Source organism: Georgenia sp. X1117 (assembly GCF_057784635.1).
The window spans coordinates 2,673,425-2,687,193 of record NZ_CM173492.1 but is presented as its reverse complement, the minus strand read 5'-3'; the positions used below and the strand labels follow the sequence as shown (position 1 = coordinate 2,687,193).

Sequence of the window (13,769 nt, the reverse complement as noted above, 5' to 3'; positions counted from 1 at the left end):
CCGCCGCCCGGGGTGCACGAAGGGCGGCCCGGTCGGAGCCGGACCGCCCTCGTACGTGGATGGGTGGTGGTCACGCGGTGGTGACCGTGCCGCCCGCCGCCTCGATCTTCTGGCGGGCGGACGCCGAGGCCTTGTCGACGCTCAGCGTCAGGGCCACCGACAGCTCGCCGTCGCCGAGGACCTTGACGGGGCGGCCCTTGCGGACCGCGCCCTTGGCCACGAGCTCGGCGACGCCGACCGTGCCGCCCTCGGGGAACAGCTCGCCGAGGGTGTCCAGGTTGACCACCTGGTACTCGACGCGGAACGGGTTCTTGAACCCGCGCATCTTCGGCAGACGCATGTGCAGCGGCGTCTGGCCACCCTCGAACCCGGCGGGCACCTGGTAGCGCGCGCCGGTGCCCTTGGTACCGCGGCCGGCGGTCTTGCCACCCTTGCCGGCCTCACCGCGACCCATGCGGGTGCGGGTGGTCTTGGCACCGGGCGCCGGACGCAGGTGGTGGACCTTGATCGGGCGCGAGGCGCCCGTCGTCTCCTCCGACATGGTCAGTCGACCTCCTCGACGGCGACGAGGTGCGCCACCGTGCTGATCATCCCGCGGACCTCGGGGCGGTCCTCGCGCACGACCGACTGGCCGATCTTGCGCAGGCCCAGCGTCCGCAGGGTGTCCTTCTGGAACTGCTTGCCACCGATGGTGGACTTCGTCAGGGTCACCTTGAGCTGGGACATCAGGCAGACACCCCCGCGGCGGCGGCCTCGTTCTCCGCCTTGGCGGACTCGGCGGCCTTCTCCTCGCGCTCCTTGGCGTCACCCTCGGCCCGTGCGCGCAGCATGGCCGCCGGGGCGACCCGCTCGAGCGGCAGCCCGCGGCGCGCGGCCACGGACTCGGGCTGCTCGAGGCCCTTGAGCGCCGCCACCGTCGCGTGGACGATGTTGATGGCGTTCGAGGAGCCGTGCGACTTGCTGAGGATGTCGTGGATCCCGGCGCAGTCCAGGACGGCGCGGACCGGACCACCGGCGATGACACCGGTACCCGGGGCGGCCGGACGCAGGAAGACGACGCCGGCAGCGTCCTCGCCCTGCACCGTGTGGGGGATCGTGTTGCGGACCCTCGGCACCTTGAAGAAGTTCTTCTTGGCCTCCTCGGTCCCCTTGGCGATCGCCGCGGGCACCTCCTTGGCCTTGCCGTAGCCGACGCCCACGGTGCCGTCGCCGTCGCCCACCACGACCAGCGCGGTGAAGCTGAAGCGGCGGCCGCCCTTGACGACCTTGGACACGCGGTTGATGGTCACCACGCGCTCGATGTACTGGCTCTTCTCCTCGCGACGGTTGTCGCGCCCGCCCCGGCGGTCGCCGCGACCGCGGCGGTCCTCACGGCCCTCCGTGGGACCACCCGTGGCGGCCGAGCCAGAGCTTCGGTCTCGCTGCTGTGCAGCCATATCTGTCTCCTATAGCTCTCTGGTCGGGGTCAGAGTTCCAGGCCCGCGTCGCGAGCGCCGTCGGCGACGGCGGCGACCCGACCGTGGTACTTGTTGCCGCCGCGGTCGAAGACCGCGGAGGTGACGCCCTTGGCCTTCGCACGCTCGGCCACCAGACGCCCGACGGTGCGGGCCTTCTCGACCTTCTCCGCGTCGGCGGAGCGCAGGTCGGCCTCGAGCGTGGACGCCGAGGCGAGCGTGACGCCGGCCGCGTCGTCCACGAGCTGCGCGACCATGTGGCGCGAGCTGCGGGTGACGACCAGGCGCGGACGGGTGGCCGTGCCGTGGACGTGCTTGCGCACGCGCAGGTGGCGGCGGCTGCGGGCGACCATGCGCCCCTTGCCCTTGATGGTGATGCCCATCGCTTACTTACCAGCCTTTCCGACCTTGCGGCGGATCTGCTCGCCCTCGTACCGCACGCCCTTGCCCTTGTACGGCTCGGGCCGGCGGATCTTGCGGATGTTCGCGGCGGTCTCGCCGACCAGCTGCTTGTCGATGCCCGACACCTTGATCTTGGTGGGCGACTCGACCGTGAACGTGATGCCCTCGGGCGGGCTGACGACGACCGGGTGCGAGTAGCCCAGGGCGAACTCGAGGTTCGAGCCCTTGGCGACCACGCGGTAACCGGTGCCGACGATCTCCAGGCCCCGGGTGTAACCCTCGGTCACGCCGGTGACCATGTTGGCGATGAGGGTGCGGGTCAGGCCGTGCAGCGAGCGCGACTCGCGCTCGTCGTCGGGGCGGCTGACCACGATCTGACCCTCGTCGTCACGGGTGACGACGATGGGCTCCTTGACGGTGTGCGACAGGGTGCCCTTGGGGCCCTTGACGGACACGGCGGTCCCCTCGATGGTCACGTCGACGCCCGCGGGCACGGTGACGGGGTACTTTCCGATGCGGCTCATGTTGTCTCTTCCTTCCCGATCACCAGACGTAGGCGACGACTTCGCCGCCCACGCCCTTGTCGCCGGCCTCACGGTCGGTGAGCAGGCCGGAGGAGGTGGACAGGATGGCCACACCGAGGCCGCCGAGGACACGGGGCAGGTTGGTGGACTTCGCGTACACACGCAGACCGGGCTTGGACACGCGGCGCACGCCGGCGAGCGAGCGCTCGCGGTTGGGCCCGAACTTCAGGGCGAGGACGAGGGTCTTGCCGACCTCGGCGTCCTCGACGGAGAACCCGGCGATGTAGCCCTCGGCCTGGAGGATCTCGGCGATCGCGGCCTTGAGCTTGGAGTACGGCATCGACACCGACTCGTGGTACGCCGAGTTGGCGTTGCGCAGACGCGTGAGCATGTCTGCGATGGGATCGGTCATGGTCATGGTGGGCTGCAGCCCTTCCTCGTCGCGGTTTCCTCGCGGACCTGCGACGTCAGTGGATTACCAGCTGGACTTGGTGACGCCGGGGAGCTGGCCGGCAAGGGCCATCTCGCGCAGGCAGATGCGGCACAGGCCGAACTTGCGGTACACGGAGTGCGGACGGCCGCAGCGCTGGCACCGGGTGTAGGCGCGCACCTTGAACTTCGGCGCGCGCGAGGCCTTCTGCTTGAGAGCGGTCTTGGCCACGGGATCAGTCCTCCTTGAAGGGCATGCCGAGGCGACGCAGCAGCGAGCGCCCCTGGTCGTCGTTGATGGCGGACGTGACCACGGTGATGTCCATGCCGCGGACCCGGTCGATGGCGTCCTGGTCGATCTCGTGGAACATCGACTGCTCGTTGAGACCGAACGTGTAGTTGCCGTTCCCGTCGAACTGCTTGGTCGACAGCCCGCGGAAGTCGCGGATGCGGGGCAGCGCGATGGACATCAGACGGTCGAGGAACTCCCACATGCGGTCGCCGCGCAGCGTGACGTGCGCGCCGATCGGCATGCCCTCGCGCAGCTTGAACTGCGCGATGGAGCGGCGGGCCTTGGTGACCTGCGGCTTCTGCCCCGTGATGAGGGTGAGGTCGCGGATGGCACCCTCGATGAGCTTGGAGTCGCGCGCGGCGTCCCCCACACCCATGTTGACGACGACCTTGACCAGGCCCGGGACCTGGTTGATGTTCTCGTGGCCGAACTCCTCGCGGAGCGCCGGCTTGATCTCGGAGCGGTAGCGCTCCTTGAGCCGCGGCGCGGCGACGGTGGTGGTCTCGCTCATGTCAGACGTCCTTACCGGAGCGCTTGGCGATGCGGACGCGCACGTCGCGGGTCCGTCCGTCGCGCTCCACCTGCTCGGTGCGGTACCCCACGCGGGTGCCCTTCTTGGTCTCCGGGTCCACCAGCATCACGTTGCTCACGTGGATCGGGGCCTCGACGGTCTCGATGCCACCGCTCGTGCCGCCGGAGGCGGACTGGCCGACCTTCGTGTGGCGGGTCACGCGCTGGACGCCCTCGACGATGAGCCGGTCCTTGGCCACGTCGACGCGCAGCACACGGCCCTGCTTGCCCTTGTCACGGCCCGCGATGACGACCACGAGGTCGCCCTTCTTGATCTTCGCCATCACAGCACCTCCGGTGCCAGGGAAATGATTCGCATGTACTTCTTGTCGCGCAGCTCGCGGCCGACCGGCCCGAAGATGCGGGTGCCCCGCGGGTCGCCGTCGGCCTTGAGGATGACGGCCGCGTTCTCGTCGAAGCGGATGTAGCTGCCGTCCGGACGACGACGCTCCTTGCGGGTGCGGACGATGACCGCCTTGACGACGTCGCCCTTCTTCACGTTGCCGCCAGGGATCGCGTCCTTGACGGTGGCGACGATGACGTCACCGATGCCGGCGTACCGACGGCCCGAGCCACCGAGGACACGGATGCAGAGGATCTCCTTCGCACCCGTGTTGTCGGCGACCTTGAGCCGCGACTCCTGCTGGATCATTCTTTACTCCTGTCGTCGTGCCGGTTCTCGCCGGGCGAGCCTGGCCGAACGGATGTGATGGTGGGGGTCGAGGGCCCGGTCAGCGGGCCTTCTCGATGATCTCGGTGACGCGGTAGCGCTTGGTAGCGGACATGGGACGGGTCTCCATGATCCGGACCAGGTCACCGACGCCGACCTCGTTGCTCTCGTCGTGCGCCTTGACGCGCTCGCTGCGGCGCAGGACCTTGCCGTAGAGGGCGTGCTTGACGCGGTCCTCGACCTCGACGACGACGGTCTTGTCCATCTTGTCCGACACGACGTAGCCGCGGCGGACCTTGCGGTAGTTGCGCTCGGCGGCGTCCGACGGCTCGACGGCGGAGGTGGTGTTCTCGCTCATCTCGTCCTTCACTTCTTCTTGGTCTCGGCCGGGGCCGGCGCGGTGCGCAGCCCGAGCTCGCGCTCACGCGCGATCGTGTAGATGCGCGCGATGTCCCGCTTGACCGCCTTGAGCCGGCCGTGGTCCTCGAGCTGGCCCGTGGCCGAGGAGAACCGCAGGTTGAACAGCTCGGTCTTGGCCTCGGCCAGCTTCTCGGCGAGGACGGTGTCGTCCATCTCGTCGAGCTCGATCGGCGTCAGACCCTTCGATCCGATGGCCATCAGCCCTCACCACCTTCACGCACGACGAATCGCGTCTTCATCGGGAGCTTGTGCTGCGCACGGGACATGGCCTCGCGGGCCAGGTCCTCGGGGACGCCGGCGAGCTCGAACATCACTCGGCCCGGCTTGACGTTGGAGACCCACCACTCGACCGAGCCCTTGCCCGAGCCCATGCGGGTCTCGGCCGGCTTCTTGGTCAGCGGGCGGTCGGGGAAGATGTTCACCCACACCTTGCCGCCACGCTTGACGTGACGGGTCATGGCGATACGGGCGGCCTCGATCTGGCGGTTGGTCACGTAGGCGTGCTCGAGCGCCTGGATGCCGTAGTCGCCGAAGGAGATCGTCGTGCCGCCGGTGGAGGTGCCACGCCGACCGGGGTGGTGCTGCTTGCGGTGCTTGGTCCGCCTGGGGATGAGCATGCTCAGGCCTCCGTGTTCGGTGCTGCGGACGCCGCGGGGGCGCCCTCGTTGCCGGCCGCCGCGGGGCGGGAGTCGCGGCGCGGCCCACGGCCACCGCCGCGGCCGCGGGGGCCGCGCTGCTGGCTGGAGTCGGCCTCCAGGCGGGCGTACTCCTTCTCGGTCACGTCACCCTTGTAGATCCACACCTTGACGCCGATGCGGCCGAACGTGGTGCGGGCCTCGAAGAAGCCGTAGTCGATGTTCGCGCGCAGGGTGTGCAGCGGCACGCGCCCCTCGCGGTAGAACTCCGAGCGGGACATCTCGGCGCCGCCGAGGCGGCCCGAGCACTGCACCCGGATGCCCTTGGCGCCGGCGCGCTGGGCGGACTGCATGCCCTTGCGCATGGCGCGGCGGAAGGAGACGCGCGAGGCGAGCTGCTCGGCGATGCCCTGGGCGACCAGCTGCGCATCGGTCTCGGGGTTCTTCACCTCGAGGATGTTGAGCTGGACCTGCTTGCCCGTGAGCTTCTCCAGGTCGCTGCGCAGGCGGTCGGCCTCGGCGCCGCGGCGGCCGATGACGATGCCGGGGCGCGCGGTGTGCAGGTCGACGCGCACGCGGTCACGGGTGCGCTCGATGTCCACCTTGGAGATGCCGGCGCGCTCGAGGCCCTTCGACATGAGCTTGCGCACCTCGACGTCCTCGCGGACGTAGTCGCGGTAGCGCTGCCCCTCCTTGGGGGAGTCGGCGAACCAGCGCGAACGGTGATCCGTGGTGACGCCGAGCCGGAATCCGGTCGGGTTGACCTTCTGACCCACTAGTTGGTCCCTCCCTTGCTTCCGGCGCCCGCGGGCACCTCGGACTCGTCGCCGACGACGACGGTGATGTGGCTCGTCCGCTTGAGGATGCGGGCCGCGCGCCCCTGGGCGCGCGGGCGGAACCGCTTCATCGTGGGGCCCTCGTCGACGTACGCCTCGAGCACGCGGAGGTCCCCCGCGTCGAACCGCTCGCCGTCGCGGTCGGCCGCCACACGAGCGTTGGCGATCGCCGACTCGAGCACCTTGCGGACGGGCTCCGCCGCCGCCTGGGGGGCGAACCGGAGCACGTCCACGGCATCCTCGGCACCCCGGCCGCGGACGACGTCCACGATCCGGCGAGCCTTCTGGGGCGTGACACGCACGAATCGCGCCTGCGCCTTGGCTTCCATGTCTCTGCCTTACCTCTACTGGTCGTCGGGCGCGCGCCTCAGCGGCGGCGGCCCTTCCGGTCGTCCTTGTCGTGCCCGCGGTAGGTCCGCGTCGGGGCGAACTCGCCCAGCTTGTGGCCGACCATCGCCTCGGTGACGAACACCGGGACGTGCTTGCGGCCGTCGTGCACGGCGAAGGTGTGGCCCAGGAAGTCGGGCGTGACCACCGACCGGCGGGACCAGGTCTTGATGACGTTCTTGGAGCCCTTCTCGTTCTGAGCGTCCACCTTCTTCTGCAGGTGGTCGTCGACGAAGGGACCCTTCTTCAGGCTGCGTGGCATCTCGTCAGTGCTCCTAGACTCAGCGCTTCTTGCCCGTACGGCGACGGCGCACGATCAGCTGGTCGCTGGGCTTGTTCGGACGGCGGGTACGGCCCTCGGGCTGGCCCCACGGGCTGACCGGGTGGCGACCACCGGAGGTCTTGCCCTCACCACCACCGTGCGGGTGGTCGACGGGGTTCATCACGACACCGCGGACGGTGGGGCGCTTGCCCTTCCACCGCATGCGGCCGGCCTTGCCCCAGCTGATGTTCGACTGCTCGGCGTTGCCGACCTCACCAATGGTGGCGCGGCAACGGGCGTCGACCTGACGGATCTCGCCGGAGGGCATGCGCAGCGCGGCGTAGATGCCCTCCTTCGCGAGGAGCTGGACCGACGAGCCGGCCGAGCGGGCGATCTTCGCGCCGCCGCCGGGGCGGAGCTCGATCGCGTGCACGGTCGTACCGACGGGGATGTTGCGCAGCTGCAGCGAGTTGCCGGGCTTGATGTCCGCACCGGGACCCGCCTCGACGGCGTCGCCCTGGCGCAGCTGCTTCGGCGCCAGGATGTAGCGCTTCTCGCCGTCCGCGTAGTGCAGGAGCGCGATGCGCGCCGTGCGGTTCGGGTCGTACTCGATGTGCGCGACCTTCGCGGGCACGCCGTCCTTGTCGTGGCGACGGAAGTCGATGACGCGGTAGGCGCGCTTGTGGCCGCCACCCTTGTGCCGGGTGGTGATCCGACCGGTGGAGTTGCGGCCGCCGGACTTGCTCAGCGGGCGGACGAGCGACTTCTCCGGCGTGGCGCGCGTGATCTCGACGAAGTCGGCCACGCTCGAGCCGCGACGGCCCGGCGTGGTCGGCTTGTGCTTACGGATTCCCATGATCTGGTTCCCCTGGTCCTATCCGGCCGGCGGTCAGCCGGCCACCTCACCGAAGATGTCGATGGTGCCGGTCCGCAGGGTGACGATGGCGCGCTTGGTGTCCTTGCGCTTGCCGAGCCCGTTGCGCGTGCGACGGGTCTTGCCCTTGCGGTTGATCGTGTTGACGGCGCTGACCTTCACGTCGAAGATCTGCTCGATCGCCTGCTTGATCTCGGTCTTGTTCGAGCGGGGGTCCACCTCGAAGGTGTACTTGCCCTGGTCGATGAGGTTGTAGCTCTTCTCCGACACGATGGGGCGCACGATGACGTCCCGCGGGTTCTTGGCGCTCTCGAGGCTCACTTCGACTCCTCCTCGTCCGCGCGGCCGCCGACGAGGACGTCGAGGGCGGCGGAGGTGAACACGACGTCGTCGTTGACCAGGACGTCGTAGGTGTTGAGCTGGTCGACCCACAGCGTGTGCACCTCGGCGAGGTTGCGCACCGACAGCTCGGCGACGCGGTCCTCACGGGCGAGCACGACGAGCGCGCGGCGCGTGCCGACGAGGCCCTCGAGGGTCGCGCGGGCGGTGCGGGTCGCGGGGGTCTCCCCCTCGACGAGCGAGCTGACCACGTGCACGCGGCCGGCGCGGGCCCGGTCGGACAGGGCGCCGCGCAGGGCGGCGGCCTTCATCTTCTTGGGGGTGCGCTGGGCGTAGTCGCGCGGCTGCGGGCCGTGGACGATGCCACCGCCGGCGAACTGCGGGGCGCGCGTGGAGCCCTGGCGGGCGCGGCCGGTGCCCTTCTGCTTGTAGGGCTTCTTGCCACCGCCGCGGACGTCGCCGCGGGTCTTGGTGGCGTGCGTGCCCTGGCGCGCCGCGGCGAGCTGGGCGACGACGACCTGGTGCATGAGGGCGACGTTCGCCTGCACGTCGAACACGTGGGCCGGCAGCTCGGCGCTGCCGGTCTTCTTGCCGGTGGCGTCGGTGACGTCGATGGCGGTCATGGTCAGGCCCCCTTCGCGGCGGTGCGGACGACGACGAGGCCGCCCTTCGGGCCGGGGATCGCGCCGGCGATGATCAGCACGCCGTGCTCGAGGTCCACGGCGTGGACACGGAGGTTGTGGACGGTGCGGCGGGCGTTGCCCATCCGACCGGCCATCTTCTGGCCGCGGAACACGCGGCCGGGCGTGGCGGCCCCGCCGATCGAGCCGGGCTTGCGGTGGTTGCGGTGCGCACCGTGGGAGGCGGAGACGCCGGCGAAGCCGTGGCGCTTCATCACACCGGCCAGGCCCTTGCCCTTGGTGGTGCCCACGACGTCGATGATCTCGCCGGCCTCGAAGACCGAGCCGTCGAGCTCCTGGCCCACCGAGTACTCCTCGGCGTCGGCCGTGCGCAGCTCGGTGACGTGGCGGCGCGGCGTGACGCCGGCGGCGTCGAAGCGCTTGCGCAGCGGCTGGGTGACCTTGCGGGGGTCGATCTCGCCGTAGGCGAGCTGGACGGCGGTGTAGCCGTCACGCTCGACCGTGCGGACCTGGGTCACGACGTTGGTGTCCACCTTGACGGCGGTCACGGGGACCAGGAGCCCGTCCTGGTCCCACACCTGGGTCATGCCGAGCTTGGTGCCGAGGAGGCCCTTGACGGTGGCCCCGGCAGTCTGCTGGGAAGTGGTGGTCATGGCGTCGATCCTCAGAGCTTGATCTCGATGTTGACGTCGGCCGGCAGGTCGAGCCGCATGAGCGAGTCGACCGCCTTCGGCGTCGGGTCGATGATGTCGATGAGCCGCTTGTGCGTGCGCATCTCGAAGTGGTCGCGGCTGTCCTTGTACTTGTGGGGCGACCGGATGACGACGAAGACGTTCTTCTCCGTCGGCAGCGGCACCGGGCCCACGACCGTCGCACCAGCGCGCGTCACCGTGTCGACGATCTTGCGCGCCGAGCTGTCGATGACCTCGTGGTCGTAGGACTTGAGCCGGATGCGGATCTTCTGTCCCGCCATGGCGTCGTCATACCTCTCTCGTACCCTTGCTTCGGCCGACCCCCGCGCCCGGGCGTGTCGCACTTGGCGCACGTCCGGCCCGAGCGACCCTGATGGGCCTGACCTTTGGATGCTGTCCGTCGCGGGCCTCGCGCCCACGCCCCGCTCTCCCGGGCCGGAAGCCCGTGATCGCCGGCCTGCGGCCTGCCGGGCGTGGCCCGGACGTCCGCAACGTCTGCCTGCCGCAGGTTGGAGTGCCTGCCGCAGCTGGTGGACACGCATGCGCGCGCCACCGATGTCCGGCCGTCAACGTTACCAGCGCGGTTGTCCCGCCGGAACCCCGGGGCCCCTCCCCCGCCTGTGAGGCTGCGCACCGAACCGTCGGGCCGGAACTGTCCCGCGCCTCGCCTCGCTGCACCTGACCGTTCCCGCGCTCCCCCCGTCGAGGTGGACCACTCTCGGTCGAGCCTGACCTCGCCGCGGTCGTCCTGGGACGAGCACGGTCCATCTCGGCGAGCGGCGGACCCCGGAAGGCGCGCGCCGGCGAGCAGCATCCCCGGGCGGGCATGCGGAAGGGCCCGCCACCCCTGGGGGTGACGGGCCCTTCCGAGGCGCCGGCCCTCGCCGGCGTCAGATCACTTGATGATCTTGGTGACCCGGCCCGAGCCGACGGTGCGGCCACCCTCACGGATGGCGAAGCCGAGGCCCTCCTCCATGGCGATGGGCTGGATGAGGTCGACGGTCATCTCGGTGTTGTCACCGGGCATGACCATCTCGACGCCGTCGGGCAGCTGAATGACGCCGGTGACGTCCGTGGTCCGGAAGTAGAACTGCGGACGGTAGTTCGAGTAGAACGGGTTGTGGCGGCCACCCTCGTCCTTGCCGAGGATGTAGACCTGCGCCTCGAACTGCGTGTGCGGGGTGATCGAGCCCGGCTTGCAGACGACCTGCCCGCGCTCGACGTCCTCGCGCTTGGTGCCGCGCAGCAGCAGACCGACGTTCTCGCCGGCGTCGGCGGTGTCGAGCAGCTTGCGGAACATCTCGATGCCCGTGACCGTGGTGGTCTGCTTCTGCTCCTGGATGCCGACGATCTCGACGTCGTCGTTGACCTTGAGCTGGCCACGCTCGACACGACCGGTGACCACGGTGCCGCGGCCGGTGATCGTGAAGACGTCCTCGATGGGCATGAGGAAGGGCTTCTCGATGTCGCGGACCGGGTCCGGGACGTTCTCGTCCACGGCCGCCATGAGGTCCTGGACCGACTTGACCCACTGCTCGTCGCCCTCGAGCGCCTTGAGCGCCGAGACGCGCACGACGGGGGCGTCGTCACCGGGGAAGTCCTGCTCCGAGAGCAGCTCACGGACCTCCATCTCGACGAGCTCGAGGAGGTCCTCGTCGTCGACCATGTCGGACTTGTTGAGAGCCACCAGGAGGTAGGGCACGCCGACCTGACGGGCGAGCAGGACGTGCTCACGCGTCTGGGCCATCGGGCCGTCGGTCGCCGCGACCACGAGGATCGCGCCGTCCATCTGCGCCGCGCCGGTGATCATGTTCTTCACGTAGTCCGCGTGACCGGGGGCGTCGACGTGCGCGTAGTGACGCTTGTCGGTCTGGTACTCGACGTGCGAGACGTTGATCGTGATGCCGCGCTGACGCTCCTCGGGAGCGTTGTCGACCTGATCGAACGGCGTGAAGTCGTTGAGGTCCGGGTACTGGTCCGCCAGAACCTTGGAGATCGCCGCGGTCAGCGTCGTCTTACCGTGGTCGACGTGACCGATCGTGCCGATGTTGACGTGCGGCTTGGTCCGCTCGAACTTGGCCTTAGCCACTGTGGTGTCCTCCTGGGACTCGGGTAGTTGTCTGTCTGGCGAGAACCGGATGCCCACGCCAGGGGCAGATGGATCCTACGGGTCGGTTGGGATTGGTGCTGGGGTGCGGCCCGTGGGACCTACTCGCCCCGGGTCTTCTTGATGATCTCCTCCGCCACGTTCCGAGGAACCTCGGCGTAGCTGGAGAACTGCATCGAGTACACGGCACGGCCCTGGGTCTTCGACCGCAGGTCGCCCACGTACCCGAACATCTCGGACAGCGGCACGAGCGCCCGGACGACCTTGACGCCGGTTGCGTCCTCCATCGACTGGATCATGCCACGCCGCGAGTTGATGTCGCCGACGACGTCGCCCATGTACTCGGCGGGCGTACGCACCTCGACGTCCATCATCGGCTCGAGAAGGACCGGGTCGGCCTTCTTCACGCCCTCCTTGAGGGCCATCGAGCCGGCGATCTTGAAGGCCATCTCCGAGGAGTCGACGTCGTGGTACGCGCCGTCGAGCAGGGAGGCCTTGATGCCGACCAGGGGGTACCCGGCCAGGACGCCGCCCTGCATGGCGTCCTGGATGCCCGCGTCCACGGAGGGGATGTACTCGCGCGGGATGCGGCCACCGGTGACGGAGTTGACGAACTCGTAGAGCTCGCCGTCCTCGGTCTCCATGGGCTCGAAGGAGACCTGGACCTTGGCGAACTGGCCCGACCCACCGGTCTGCTTCTTGTGCGTGTAGTCGACCTTGTCGACCTTGCGGCGGATCGTCTCGCGGTAGGCGACCATCGGCGCACCGACGTTGGCCTCGACGCGGAACTCGCGCTTCATGCGGTCGACGAGGACGTCGAGGTGGAGCTCGCCCATGCCGCCGATGACGGTCTGGCCGGTCTCCTCGTCCAGGCGGACCGTGAAGGTCGGGTCCTCCTCGGCGAGCTTCTGGATCGCGGTGCCGAGCTTCTCCTGGTCACCCTTGGTCTTGGGCTCGATGGCCACGTGGATGACCGGCTCCGGGAACGTCATCGACTCGAGGACGACCGGGTTGTTGACGTCGGAGAGGGTGTCACCGGTGACGGTGTCCTTCAGCCCGATGACGGCGTAGATGTGGCCGGCACCGATCTCCTCGACCGGGTTCTCCTTGTTGGCGTGCATCTGGAAGATCTTCCCGATGCGCTCCTTCTTGCCCTTGGTCGAGTTGAGCACCGGCGAGCCGGACTTGATCGTCCCGGAGTAGACCCGGATGTAGATCAGGCGGCCGAAGAAGGGGTGCACGGCGATCTTGAAGGCGAGCGCCGAGAACGGCTCCGTGGAGTCGGCGTGACGCTCGACGACGATCGACTCGTCCTTCGGGTCCGTACCGGGGATCGCCGGGACGTCCAGCGGGCTGGGCAGGTAGTCGACGACCGCGTCCAGCATCGGCTGCACGCCGCGGTTCTTGAACGCCGACCCGCACAGCACCGGGTACATCTCGGAGTTGACGGTGAGCTTGCGGATGCCGGCCTTGATCTCCTCGACCGTCAGCTCCTCGCCCTCGAAGTACTTCTCCATGAGGGTCTCGTCGGACTCCGCGACGGCCTCGATGAGCTGCGTGCGGTACTCCTCCGCGCGCTCCTTGAGGTCCTCGGGGATCTCGCTGATCTCGTACTTCGCACCGAGGGTGGTGTCACCCTTGGAGTCGGCCGGCCAGGTCAGCGCGCGCATCTGGACGAGGTCGACGACGCCCTTGAACTCGTTCTCCGCGCCGATGGGCAGCTGGAGGACGAGCGGCTTGGCGCCGAGGCGCTTGACGATGGTGTCGACCGTGAAGTAGAAGTCCGCGCCCAGCTTGTCCATCTTGTTGACGAAGCAGATGCGGGGGACGTCGTACTTGTCGGCCTGACGCCACACGGTCTCGGACTGGGGCTCGACGCCCTCCTTGCCGTCGAAGACGGCGACCGCACCGTCGAGGACGCGCAGCGAACGCTCCACCTCGACCGTGAAGTCCACGTGGCCCGGGGTGTCGATGATGTTGATCTGGTTGTCGTTCCAGAAGCAGGTCACCGCGGCGGAGGTGATGGTGATGCCGCGCTCCTGCTCCTGCGCCATCCAGTCGGTCGTCGACGCACCGTCATGGGTCTCGCCCAGCTTGTGGTTGACGCCCGTGTAGAACAGGATCCGCTCGGTCGTCGTCGTCTTGCCGGCGTCGATGTGCGCCATGATGCCGATGTTGCGGACCTTTGTCAGGTCGGTCATGACGTCAGTTGCCACGTCGGGTTCTCCTCGTGAG

General features: G+C 69.2%; 23 protein-coding genes. All 23 read right to left on the bottom strand.

The window, feature by feature from the left end; genetic code table 11:
- Positions 1–70 precede the first annotated feature (70 nt).
- Positions 71–541: a 50S ribosomal protein L15 gene (gene rplO, locus AC3D3D_RS12455; RefSeq protein ID WP_463661672.1), complete on the bottom strand. Its 471-nt coding sequence runs from the start codon at positions 539–541 to the stop codon at positions 71–73.
- Positions 542–543: 2 nt separating this feature from the next.
- Positions 544–726, bottom strand: a complete 183-nt coding sequence (gene rpmD, locus AC3D3D_RS12450; protein WP_463661673.1) for a 50S ribosomal protein L30 — start codon at positions 724–726, stop codon at positions 544–546.
- Complete coding sequence (rpsE, locus tag AC3D3D_RS12445; RefSeq protein WP_463661674.1) at positions 726–1,436, bottom strand: 30S ribosomal protein S5; 711 nt, start codon at positions 1,434–1,436, stop codon at positions 726–728. The genes rpmD and rpsE overlap by 1 nt, the downstream gene beginning before the upstream one ends.
- Before the next feature lie 29 nt (positions 1,437–1,465).
- On the bottom strand, positions 1,466–1,837 hold the full coding sequence (gene rplR, locus AC3D3D_RS12440; RefSeq protein ID WP_463661675.1) for a 50S ribosomal protein L18: 372 nt from the start codon (positions 1,835–1,837) through the stop codon (positions 1,466–1,468).
- A 3-nt stretch (positions 1,838–1,840) separates the two neighbouring features.
- Complete coding sequence (rplF, locus tag AC3D3D_RS12435) at positions 1,841–2,380, bottom strand: 50S ribosomal protein L6 (protein WP_463661676.1); 540 nt, start codon at positions 2,378–2,380, stop codon at positions 1,841–1,843.
- Positions 2,381–2,399: 19 nt separating this feature from the next.
- Entirely contained in the window at positions 2,400–2,798 is a 399-nt protein-coding gene (gene rpsH, locus AC3D3D_RS12430; RefSeq protein ID WP_463661677.1) for a 30S ribosomal protein S8, read from the bottom strand.
- Between the two features lie 57 nt (positions 2,799–2,855).
- Positions 2,856–3,041 (bottom strand): type Z 30S ribosomal protein S14, encoded by a 186-nt coding sequence (locus AC3D3D_RS12425; protein ID WP_463661678.1) that lies wholly within the window; start codon positions 3,039–3,041, stop codon positions 2,856–2,858.
- A gap of 4 nt (positions 3,042–3,045) precedes the next feature.
- On the bottom strand, positions 3,046–3,612 hold the full coding sequence (gene rplE, locus AC3D3D_RS12420) for a 50S ribosomal protein L5 (RefSeq protein ID WP_463661679.1): 567 nt from the start codon (positions 3,610–3,612) through the stop codon (positions 3,046–3,048).
- A 1-nt stretch (position 3,613) separates the two neighbouring features.
- A complete protein-coding gene (gene rplX, locus AC3D3D_RS12415; protein ID WP_463661680.1) occupies positions 3,614–3,955 on the bottom strand; it encodes a 50S ribosomal protein L24 in 342 nt (113 codons plus the stop codon).
- A complete protein-coding gene (gene rplN, locus AC3D3D_RS12410; RefSeq protein ID WP_425713570.1) occupies positions 3,955–4,323 on the bottom strand; it encodes a 50S ribosomal protein L14 in 369 nt (122 codons plus the stop codon). The genes rplX and rplN overlap by 1 nt, the downstream gene beginning before the upstream one ends.
- Positions 4,324–4,402: 79 nt before the next feature.
- Positions 4,403–4,699 (bottom strand): 30S ribosomal protein S17, encoded by a 297-nt coding sequence (rpsQ, locus tag AC3D3D_RS12405; protein WP_463661681.1) that lies wholly within the window; start codon positions 4,697–4,699, stop codon positions 4,403–4,405.
- A gap of 8 nt (positions 4,700–4,707) precedes the next feature.
- Positions 4,708–4,959, bottom strand: coding sequence for a 50S ribosomal protein L29 (gene rpmC / locus AC3D3D_RS12400; RefSeq protein ID WP_463661682.1), 252 nt, complete (start codon positions 4,957–4,959; stop codon positions 4,708–4,710).
- A complete protein-coding gene (rplP, locus tag AC3D3D_RS12395; protein WP_463661683.1) occupies positions 4,959–5,378 on the bottom strand; it encodes a 50S ribosomal protein L16 in 420 nt (139 codons plus the stop codon). The genes rpmC and rplP overlap by 1 nt, the downstream gene beginning before the upstream one ends.
- Positions 5,379–5,380: 2 nt before the next feature.
- The gene (gene rpsC, locus AC3D3D_RS12390; protein WP_463661684.1) at positions 5,381–6,172 is read right to left on the bottom strand and encodes a 30S ribosomal protein S3; all 792 of its coding nucleotides are present in this window, start codon (positions 6,170–6,172) and stop codon (positions 5,381–5,383) included.
- Positions 6,172–6,561 (bottom strand): 50S ribosomal protein L22, encoded by a 390-nt coding sequence (rplV, locus tag AC3D3D_RS12385; protein ID WP_463661685.1) that lies wholly within the window; start codon positions 6,559–6,561, stop codon positions 6,172–6,174. Before rplV ends, rpsC begins: the two co-directional genes overlap by 1 nt.
- 38 nt (positions 6,562–6,599) lie before the next feature.
- Entirely contained in the window at positions 6,600–6,881 is a 282-nt protein-coding gene (gene rpsS / locus AC3D3D_RS12380) for a 30S ribosomal protein S19 (protein WP_463661686.1), read from the bottom strand.
- A gap of 19 nt (positions 6,882–6,900) precedes the next feature.
- Positions 6,901–7,737 carry a 50S ribosomal protein L2 gene (gene rplB, locus AC3D3D_RS12375; protein WP_463661687.1) on the bottom strand — a complete coding sequence of 279 codons (837 nt, stop codon included), beginning with the start codon at positions 7,735–7,737 and terminating at the stop codon, positions 6,901–6,903.
- Positions 7,738–7,770: 33 nt separating this feature from the next.
- Positions 7,771–8,076 carry a 50S ribosomal protein L23 gene (rplW, locus tag AC3D3D_RS12370; protein ID WP_463661688.1) on the bottom strand — a complete coding sequence of 102 codons (306 nt, stop codon included), beginning with the start codon at positions 8,074–8,076 and terminating at the stop codon, positions 7,771–7,773.
- Positions 8,073–8,717: a 50S ribosomal protein L4 gene (rplD, locus tag AC3D3D_RS12365; protein WP_463661689.1), complete on the bottom strand. Its 645-nt coding sequence runs from the start codon at positions 8,715–8,717 to the stop codon at positions 8,073–8,075. The genes rplW and rplD overlap by 4 nt, the downstream gene beginning before the upstream one ends.
- Positions 8,718–8,719: 2 nt before the next feature.
- Positions 8,720–9,388, bottom strand: a complete 669-nt coding sequence (gene rplC / locus AC3D3D_RS12360) for a 50S ribosomal protein L3 (RefSeq protein WP_463661690.1) — start codon at positions 9,386–9,388, stop codon at positions 8,720–8,722.
- 11 nt (positions 9,389–9,399) lie between these two features.
- On the bottom strand, positions 9,400–9,708 hold the full coding sequence (gene rpsJ / locus AC3D3D_RS12355) for a 30S ribosomal protein S10 (protein ID WP_425708338.1): 309 nt from the start codon (positions 9,706–9,708) through the stop codon (positions 9,400–9,402).
- Between the two features lie 614 nt (positions 9,709–10,322).
- A complete protein-coding gene (gene tuf / locus AC3D3D_RS12350; protein ID WP_463661691.1) occupies positions 10,323–11,516 on the bottom strand; it encodes an elongation factor Tu in 1,194 nt (397 codons plus the stop codon).
- Between the two features lie 119 nt (positions 11,517–11,635).
- Positions 11,636–13,750, bottom strand: coding sequence for an elongation factor G (gene fusA, locus AC3D3D_RS12345; protein WP_463661692.1), 2,115 nt, complete (start codon positions 13,748–13,750; stop codon positions 11,636–11,638).
- Between the last annotated feature and the right edge of the window lie 19 nt (positions 13,751–13,769).

Coding starts and splice junctions, on each gene's coding strand:
- rplE (WP_463661679.1), bottom strand. CDS start 3,612: ATGAGCGAGACCACCACCGTCGCCGCGCCGCGGCTCAAGGAGCGCTAC.
- rpsS (WP_463661686.1), bottom strand. CDS start 6,881: ATGCCACGCAGCCTGAAGAAGGGTCCCTTCGTCGACGACCACCTGCAG.
- rplV (WP_463661685.1), bottom strand. CDS start 6,561: ATGGAAGCCAAGGCGCAGGCGCGATTCGTGCGTGTCACGCCCCAGAAG.
- rplB (WP_463661687.1), bottom strand. CDS start 7,737: ATGGGAATCCGTAAGCACAAGCCGACCACGCCGGGCCGTCGCGGCTCG.
- rpsH (WP_463661677.1), bottom strand. CDS start 2,798: ATGACCATGACCGATCCCATCGCAGACATGCTCACGCGTCTGCGCAAC.
- rplP (WP_463661683.1), bottom strand. CDS start 5,378: ATGCTCATCCCCAGGCGGACCAAGCACCGCAAGCAGCACCACCCCGGT.
- rpsE (WP_463661674.1), bottom strand. CDS start 1,436: ATGGCTGCACAGCAGCGAGACCGAAGCTCTGGCTCGGCCGCCACGGGT.
- rplR (WP_463661675.1), bottom strand. CDS start 1,837: ATGGGCATCACCATCAAGGGCAAGGGGCGCATGGTCGCCCGCAGCCGC.
- rpmC (WP_463661682.1), bottom strand. CDS start 4,959: ATGGCCATCGGATCGAAGGGTCTGACGCCGATCGAGCTCGACGAGATG.
- rplC (WP_463661690.1), bottom strand. CDS start 9,388: ATGACCACCACTTCCCAGCAGACTGCCGGGGCCACCGTCAAGGGCCTC.
- rplN (WP_425713570.1), bottom strand. CDS start 4,323: ATGATCCAGCAGGAGTCGCGGCTCAAGGTCGCCGACAACACGGGTGCG.
- rpsJ (WP_425708338.1), bottom strand. CDS start 9,708: ATGGCGGGACAGAAGATCCGCATCCGGCTCAAGTCCTACGACCACGAG.
- rpsQ (WP_463661681.1), bottom strand. CDS start 4,699: ATGAGCGAGAACACCACCTCCGCCGTCGAGCCGTCGGACGCCGCCGAG.
- rplD (WP_463661689.1), bottom strand. CDS start 8,717: ATGACCGCCATCGACGTCACCGACGCCACCGGCAAGAAGACCGGCAGC.
- rplO (WP_463661672.1), bottom strand. CDS start 541: ATGTCGGAGGAGACGACGGGCGCCTCGCGCCCGATCAAGGTCCACCAC.
- rplX (WP_463661680.1), bottom strand. CDS start 3,955: ATGGCGAAGATCAAGAAGGGCGACCTCGTGGTCGTCATCGCGGGCCGT.
- rpmD (WP_463661673.1), bottom strand. CDS start 726: ATGTCCCAGCTCAAGGTGACCCTGACGAAGTCCACCATCGGTGGCAAG.
- rplF (WP_463661676.1), bottom strand. CDS start 2,380: ATGAGCCGCATCGGAAAGTACCCCGTCACCGTGCCCGCGGGCGTCGAC.